1 protein-coding gene is annotated in these 377 nt (G+C 39.0%); it reads right to left on the bottom strand.

Annotated features, from left to right (window positions below):
* Positions 1–377: transposase (locus ACTQ53_RS17685; RefSeq protein ID WP_441934636.1), on the bottom strand; the 377-nt coding region annotated here is incomplete at both ends.

Consider the following 377-nt stretch of genomic DNA (forward strand, 5'->3'; position numbering starts at 1 on the left):
GAATTTACAGCCTTGAACTTACTACCATCAATAGATAAGTAAGAATGGCTGAAGAGTCCAAAGGAATCCAACTGCTTATTCAATGATTTAAAAACTTTCTTGATAGGCTTCAAATTATCCTTTCGGAAATCAGAAACTGTACGAAAGTCAGGGGTTACCTTGCTTAAAAGCCACATAACCTCGATATTGACAACGCACGCTTTGGCCAACTTTCGAGAAGAACGGATAGAATTGAAATAACCATAAATGAGTAGTTTCAATATGTCTGAAGGGTCATATGAAGGTCGTCCACCATTTCCAGGAGCCTCACGTTTAGTATGATTGAAGCCGAGTTCTTCTAAATCCTGGCTATCTACAAACGCATCAATGTAGCGAAC

Source organism: Prevotella sp. Sow4_E9_plate (assembly GCF_052116205.1).
Taxonomy (GTDB): Bacteria; Bacteroidota; Bacteroidia; order Bacteroidales; family Bacteroidaceae; genus Prevotella.